We start from the raw sequence: 6,989 nt of genomic DNA, 5'->3' as shown, positions 1-6,989 counted from the left end.
CGGTACGCATCATGTAGAAGGCGCCCACCTGCGGGGCGAGCCGGCCGGCGACCTCGGACATCGGGGCGAGCAGCGGCAGCGACCGGTCGGGCAGCCGGCTCGCCGGCCCCCGACCCCACCCGAGAATTAGCAGTACAGACGACGACATAGGGGACATAGTGCTCGACGTCAACTTCTTCGACGAGCTGCGCATTGGTCTCGCCACCGCCGACGACATCCGTCAGTGGTCGCACGGCGAGGTCAAGAAGCCTGAGACGATCAACTACCGCACCCTGAAGCCGGAAAAGGACGGGCTCTTCTGCGAGAAGATCTTCGGTCCGCAGCGGGACTGGGAGTGCTACTGCGGTAAGTACAAGCGCGTTCGGTTCAAGGGCATCATCTGTGAGCGCTGCGGCGTCGAGGTGACTCGCTCCAAGGTCCGCCGTGAGCGGATGGGGCACATCGAGCTCGCCGCTCCGGTGACCCACATCTGGTACTTCAAGGGCGTTCCGAGCCGGCTGGGTTACCTGCTGGACCTCGCTCCCAAGGACCTCGAGAAGATCATCTACTTCGCCTCGTACGTCGTGACGAGCGTGGACGCGGAGTCGCGTCACCGCGACCTCTCGACGATCGAGAACGAGATCCTGGCTGAGAAGCGGCAGTCCGAGAACAGCCGCGACTCGGAGATCGAGAAGCGGGCCGCCAAGCTCGAGGCCGACCTGGCCGAGCTGGAGGCCGAGGGTGCCAAGGCGGACGTCCGGCGCAAGGTCAAGGAGGGCGGAGAGCGCGAGATGCGCCAGATCCGCGACCGGGCCCAGCGCGAGATCGACCGCCTGGACGAGGTGCTGGACACCTTCCGCAAGCTGGAGCCGAAGCAGCTGGTCACCGACGAGCTGCTCTACCGCGAGCTGCGCGACCGGTTCGGTGAGTACTTCACCGGTTCCATGGGCGCCGAGGCGATCAAGGCGCTGGTCCAGAACATGGACCTCGACGCCGAGGCCGAGAGCCTGCGGGAGACCATCCGGTCCGGCAAGGGTCAGCGGAAGATCCGGGCGCTCAAGCGACTCAAGGTCGTCGCGGCGTTCCTGAACACCCGCAACTCCCCGCTCGGCATGGTGCTGGACTGCGTCCCGGTCATCCCGCCGGACCTGCGCCCGATGGTGCAGCTCGACGGTGGCCGCTTCGCGACCTCCGACCTGAACGACCTGTACCGCCGCGTGATCAACCGGAACAACCGCCTCAAGCGGCTGATCGACCTCGGCGCGCCCGAGATCATCGTCAACAACGAGAAGCGGATGCTCCAGGAGGCCGTCGACGCGCTGTTCGACAACGGCCGTCGCGGCCGGCCGGTCACCGGCCCGGGTAACCGCCCGCTCAAGTCGCTGTCCGACATGCTCAAGGGCAAGCAGGGCCGGTTCCGCCAGAACCTGCTGGGCAAGCGCGTCGACTACTCCGGCCGTTCGGTCATCGTGGTCGGCCCGAAGCTGAAGCTGCACCAGTGCGGTCTGCCCAAGCAGATGGCGCTGGAGCTGTTCAAGCCCTTCGTGATGAAGCGGCTGGTCGACCTCAACCACGCACAGAACATCAAGTCCGCCAAGCGGATGGTCGAGCGTCAGCGCCCGGTCGTGTGGGACGTGCTGGAAGAGGTCATCGGCGAGCACCCGGTGCTGCTCAACCGGGCGCCGACCCTGCACCGCCTGGGCATCCAGGCCTTCGAGCCGCAGCTGGTCGAGGGCAAGGCGATCCAGATCCACCCGCTGGTCTGCACCGCGTTCAACGCCGACTTCGACGGTGACCAGATGGCGGTGCACGTGCCGCTGTCCGCCGAGGCTCAGGCCGAGGCGCGGATCCTGATGCTGTCGTCGAACAACATCCTCAAGCCGGCCGACGGTAAGCCGGTCACCATGCCTACCCAGGACATGGTCATCGGTCTGTACCACCTCACCCACCTCACCGCCGGTGAGAAGGGCGAGGGCCGGGCGTTCAGCTCGGACGCCGAGGCGCGGATGGCCTTCGACAACGGCGAGCTGCACCTGCAGGCACCGGTGAAGATCCGCCTGCGTGACGTGGTCGGGGTCGACAACGGCTCTGGTGCCGAGGCGTGGACCGCCCCGGAGGGCTGGGTCGAGGGTGACCCGCTGACCGTGGAGACCACCCTGGGCCGGGTGCTGTTCAACGAGACGCTGCCGCAGGGCTACCGCTTCGTGAACTACGAGATCCGCAAGGGTCAGCTCTCCGCGATCGTCAACGACCTCGCCGAGCGCTTCCCCAAGGTGGCGCTGGCCGCCACCCTGGACGGGCTCAAGGAGGCCGGCTTCCACTGGGCCACCTGGTCCGGCGTGACGATCGGCATGGAGGACGTCATCGCTCCGCCGCGTAAGGCGGAGATCCTGGCGAAGTACGAGAAGGACGCCGACCAGATCGACAAGCAGTACCAGCGTGGTCTGATGACCGCCGAGGAGCGTCGCGGCGAGCTCATCGAGATCTGGACCAAGGCGACCAACGAGGTCGCCAAGGAGATGGACACCGCGCTGCCGCAGGAGAACCCGCTGTGGAAGATGATCAACTCGGGTGCTCGCGGTAACCTGCTCCAGCTCCGGCAGATCGCGGCGATCCGTGGTCTGGTGGCCAACCCCAAGGGCGAGATCATCCCGCGGCCGATCAAGGCCAGCTACCGGGAGGGTCTGTCCGTGCTGGAGTACTTCATCTCCACGCACGGTGCTCGTAAGGGTCTTGCCGACACCGCGCTGCGGACCGCCGACTCGGGTTACCTGACCCGTCGTCTGGTGGACGTCTCGCAGGACGTCATCATCCGCGAAGAGGACTGCGGCACCGACCGGGCGATCCCGATGCAGATCGGCGAGAAGCTGGACGGCAAGCTCGTCGTCCACACCCACGCCGAGACCAGCGTGCACGCCCGTACGCTCGCGGACGACATCAAGGGGCCGGACGGCACCGTGGTGGCCGAGCGCGGTCAGGACATCAACTCCATCGGGGTCGACAAGATCGTCGCCGCTGGTGTGGAGACGGTCCGGGTGCGCAGCGTGCTCACCTGCGAGTCGAAGCTGGGCGTCTGCGCGGCCTGCTACGGCCGGTCGCTGCCGACCGGTAAGTCGGTCGACATCGGCGAGGCGGTCGGCATCATCGCCGCCCAGTCCATCGGTGAGCCCGGTACGCAGCTGACGATGCGTACCTTCCACACCGGTGGTGTCGCGGGTGAGGACATCACCCAGGGTCTGCCGCGTGTTCAGGAGATCTTCGAGGCTCGGGTCCCGAAGGGTAAGGCGCCCATCGCCGACACCCCCGGTCGGATCCGGATCGAGGACGGCGAGCGCTCGCGCAAGATCATCGTGGTGCCGGACGACGGCAGCGAAGAGATCGTCTACGACAAGATCTCGAAGCGGGTCAAGCTCCGTACCCACGACGGCGGTCACGTCGCGGTCGGCGAGAAGCTGACCGAGGGCACCATCGACCCGCACGAGCTGCTGCGGATCATGGGTCCGCGGGCGGTCCAGGTCCACCTGACCAGTGAGGTCCAGGAGGTCTACCGCTCGCAGGGTGTGCTCATCCACGACAAGCACATCGAGATCATCATCCGCCAGATGCTCAAGCGGGTGACGGTCATCGACTCCGGCTCGACCGAGTTCCTGCCGGGTGTGCTCGTCGACCGGGCGCTGTTCGAGTCGGAGAACCGCCGGCTCGTCTCGGAGGGCGGCGAGCCCGCCGCTGGTCGTCCGGTGCTGATGGGTATCACCAAGGCCTCGCTGGCCACCGACTCCTGGCTCTCGGCGGCCTCCTTCCAGGAGACCACCCGGGTGCTGACCGACGCTGCGATCAACTCGCGCAGCGACTCGCTGGTCGGCCTCAAGGAGAACGTGATCATCGGAAAGCTCATCCCGGCCGGTACCGGCATCAGCAAGTACCGCAACGTCCGGGTCGAGCCGACCGAGGAGGCCAAGGCCAAGGTCTACTCGATGACCGGTTACCCGGAGACCGACTACGGGTTCGGGCCGGCCGGCGGGCAGGCAGTGCCGCTGGACGACTTCGACTTCGGGTCGTACCGCTAAGCACCAGTCACACGACGAGGCCCCCGGTGAAAGCCGGGGGCCTCGTCGTGTCCGTGCCAACCCACCGCTTGCGCCGGGTTCGGCATGATGGGGGGATGACGACCGCACCCGGGCAGGTGTCCGTCGCCCAGCAGGGCGTGCGCCACCCGCTCGACCCGGACCCGGCCCGCGCCACGAAGGCACGGGCGGTCTTCGCGCTGGGCCTGCTCGGCATGCTGACCGGGTTGTTCATCGGTGGCGTGGTGCCGGCCACTGTGGCCCTGCAACTGGCCCGGCAGGCGCGCCGGGAGGCGTACGCCTCAGGGGGTTTCCTGACCGGCGGTGTCTGGCTGCGGCGGGGGGAGTGGATGGCCTGGACCGGCCTGGTACTGGTCGCGGTCAGCGTCGTGGCCGCTGTGGTCATCGGGGTGGTCCGGTTGGCCGGCGCCCCGTTCGGCCACGACTATCCCGCGAACATGGACTGAGCCACCGGTGGCCGCGCCCGGCGCGGGCGGCGGTGCTGCCGGCGGTAGCCTGGCCGGTGTCCACCGTGTGACGGTGGCGGCCTTTCGACAGGAGGACCTCGTGACGGAACCGGCGCGGCCCCCTGCGGACGAACCGGCCGGCCCGCCGGACGTGCCGGCTCCGCCACCCGAGCCGAGCGACTGGGCGCGACCCGGCCCGAGCGACGAGACCCACCAGCCGGCGTCCAACCCGGGCCCGCAGCCCCCTGCGACGCCGCCTCCCGGTTGGGGTCCGAACGGCTGGGGCGCCACCACGACGCCCGGCTCCGACCAGCCGTACCCGGTCTCCAGCGCACCGACCTCGACGCCGCAGGGCTGGGGCCCGCCCACCTCCGGGCCGGGTGCGCCGCCCGGGTGGGGCCCGCCGCCGGCTGGTTCGGGAGTGCCGTACGGCTGGGGCCCGTCCTCGTCCGCACCGGCTGTGCCTCCAGGCTGGGGTCCGTACCCGTCTGCGCCGTCTGCGCCGCCCGGGTGGGGCCCGTCGCCGTCCGGGCCGCCGCCCGGCTGGGGACCGCCGCCGCCGGGGCACGGTCCCGGGTGGGGTGTTGGGGCACCGGGGCGTTCCGTACCGCCGCCCACCGACGACCAACGCCGGCCGCCGAAGCGGGTGGAGGCGGTTTCGGGTACGCCGTTCGGCGTCGTGCACCTGGACGTGGCACCGGTCACCTCCGGGCTGGCCATCGGGGCGCTGGTTGCGGGGATCGCCTCACTTCTGGTCTCACTGCTGGTGATCTGCTTCGGAGTGGCTTTCAAGAACGACGGCGGGGCCTGGGCCTCCGGGGCGTTCGCCGCGCTGGGTGTGCTGGCCGGTGGGGCGGCGGTCGTCATCGGGCTGCTCGGCCGGCGACAGATCCGGCGGCCGACCGCCCCCTCGGCGGTCCAGTTCACCGGTCGCGGGCTGGCGATGGCAGGGATCAGCTGCGGCGCGGCGGGGGCGCTGCTCAGCCTGCTGGGCCTGGGTCTTGCCCTGCTTCTCACACTGACGTGAGGGTGATCACCGACAGATCCGGCACCTGACGGCGGTTTTCCGCGGAAGGCTTCCGGTCACCCCGGGGGCGATGGGTGCTTCTGCAGGGAAGCCGGTACACTTGTATTCGTAGGTGCCCATCGCGGGCGACGGGGCAGGACGAGATCCGGCCGGCTGGTGTGAGACAGTCGCCGGGCCATTCCGTTTTGACCTGGGCGGTTGTGGTAGGTACTCTTTCCCCTTGTGCCCGGGCATGCCCGGGCAACTCGTGCGTGCGCTGTTTCCGGCTTACGGACGGCGGCACGACAAGCCAAGGATCCGGAGCGGGGCGACCCGCGCGCCGGTGACAAAACCCGGTACGAACGCGAGAGCGTCGCAACGGGGCCGTGACGAGGGCGACACGCCCGACCGCGGGTGCCGGGGTCTCCGCAAGGCGACCCTGGTCGGAATGTAGGAGAGCCGGTCATCAGGCCGGCTAACGAGCAGACGGCGCGGCCGCGGATGCGGCCGAAGGGAGCGGAGAAACCCGGTGCCCACGATCCAGCAGCTGGTCCGAAAGGGCCGCCAGGCGAAGACGACCAAGACCAAGACCCCGGCGCTGAAGGGTTCCCCTCAGCGGCGCGGCGTGTGCACCCGCGTGTACACCACCACCCCGAAGAAGCCGAACTCGGCGCTGCGCAAGGTCGCTCGCGTGAAGCTCAGCAGCCAGATCGAGGTGACCGCCTACATCCCCGGCGTCGGTCACAACCTGCAGGAGCACTCGATCGTGCTCGTTCGCGGCGGCCGGGTGAAGGACCTCCCCGGCGTGCGTTACAAGATCGTTCGCGGCTCGCTGGACACCCAGGGCGTCCGCAACCGCAAGCAGGCGCGCAGCCGTTACGGCGCGAAGAAGGAGAAGAGCTGACATGCCGCGTAAGGGACCCGCTCCGCGGCGGCCACTGGTCGCTGACCCGGTGTACAACTCGCCGCTGGTCACCCAGCTGGTGAACAAGATCCTGCTCCGTGGCAAGCGTCAGCTCGCCGAGACCATCGTGTACGCGGCCCTCGAGGGCTGCCGCGAGAAGTCCGGCACCGACCCGGTCGTCACCCTCAAGCGGGCGATGGACAACGTCAAGCCGACCCTCGAGGTGCGCAGCCGTCGTGTCGGTGGCGCCACCTACCAGGTTCCGGTCGAGGTCCGCCCGACCCGGGCGACGACCCTGGGCCTGCGCTGGCTGGTCACGTACTCCCGCGCCCGGCGCGAGAAGACCATGGTCGAGCGGCTGATGAACGAGCTGCTGGACGCGAGCAACGGCCTCGGTGCCGCCGTCAAGCGGCGCGAGGACACGCACAAGATGGCCGAGTCGAACAAGGCCTTCGCGCACTACCGCTGGTAACACCCTGGTTGCGGGGGCCGCCGGGGCCGGCGCCCCCCCCCCGGGTGGGGGGGCGGGCACCCCCCGGCCCCCCCGGGGGAGGGTGGGGCGCGTGAGC

5 protein-coding genes are annotated in these 6,989 nt (G+C 69.4%); all 5 read left to right on the top strand.

The genetic code is table 11. From position 1 onward, the window contains the following. Positions 1 to 158 precede the first annotated feature (158 nt). The 5 genes from AB0B48_RS31050 to rpsG all read left to right on the top strand — a co-directional run bounded on the left by AB0B48_RS31050 (position 159) and on the right by rpsG (position 6,892). A complete protein-coding gene (locus AB0B48_RS31050; RefSeq protein WP_357207783.1) occupies positions 159 to 4,046 on the top strand; it encodes a DNA-directed RNA polymerase subunit beta' in 3,888 nt (1,295 codons plus the stop codon). 95 nt (positions 4,047 to 4,141) lie between these two features. Beyond that, positions 4,142 to 4,510: a hypothetical protein gene (locus AB0B48_RS31045; protein ID WP_210784125.1), complete on the top strand. Its 369-nt coding sequence runs from the start codon at positions 4,142 to 4,144 to the stop codon at positions 4,508 to 4,510. Positions 4,511 to 5,156: 646 nt separating this feature from the next. Beyond that, positions 5,157 to 5,537, top strand: a complete 381-nt coding sequence (locus tag AB0B48_RS31040) for a hypothetical protein (protein ID WP_355009603.1) — start codon at positions 5,157 to 5,159, stop codon at positions 5,535 to 5,537. 508 nt (positions 5,538 to 6,045) lie between these two features. Beyond that, on the top strand, positions 6,046 to 6,420 hold the full coding sequence (rpsL, locus tag AB0B48_RS31035; RefSeq protein ID WP_007465318.1) for a 30S ribosomal protein S12: 375 nt from the start codon (positions 6,046 to 6,048) through the stop codon (positions 6,418 to 6,420). A 1-nt stretch (position 6,421) separates the two neighbouring features. After that, a complete protein-coding gene (gene rpsG / locus AB0B48_RS31030; protein ID WP_030489583.1) occupies positions 6,422 to 6,892 on the top strand; it encodes a 30S ribosomal protein S7 in 471 nt (156 codons plus the stop codon). The last annotated feature ends 97 nt before the right edge of the window (positions 6,893 to 6,989 follow it).

Origin of the sequence: Micromonospora sp. NPDC049089, from assembly GCF_040648775.1 — a bacterium.
Classification (GTDB): domain Bacteria; phylum Actinomycetota; class Actinomycetes; order Mycobacteriales; family Micromonosporaceae; genus Micromonospora.
Note: the sequence above shows the minus strand (reverse complement) of the source record. Positions and strands in the feature narration are given on the sequence as shown.

What these genes read in the sequence shown, in the direction of transcription:
- rpsG (WP_030489583.1), top strand. Translation starts at nt 6,422, where the DNA reads ATGCCGCGTAAGGGACCCGCTCCGCGGCGGCCACTGGTCGCTGACCCG.
- AB0B48_RS31045 (WP_210784125.1), top strand. Translation starts at nt 4,142, where the DNA reads ATGACGACCGCACCCGGGCAGGTGTCCGTCGCCCAGCAGGGCGTGCGC.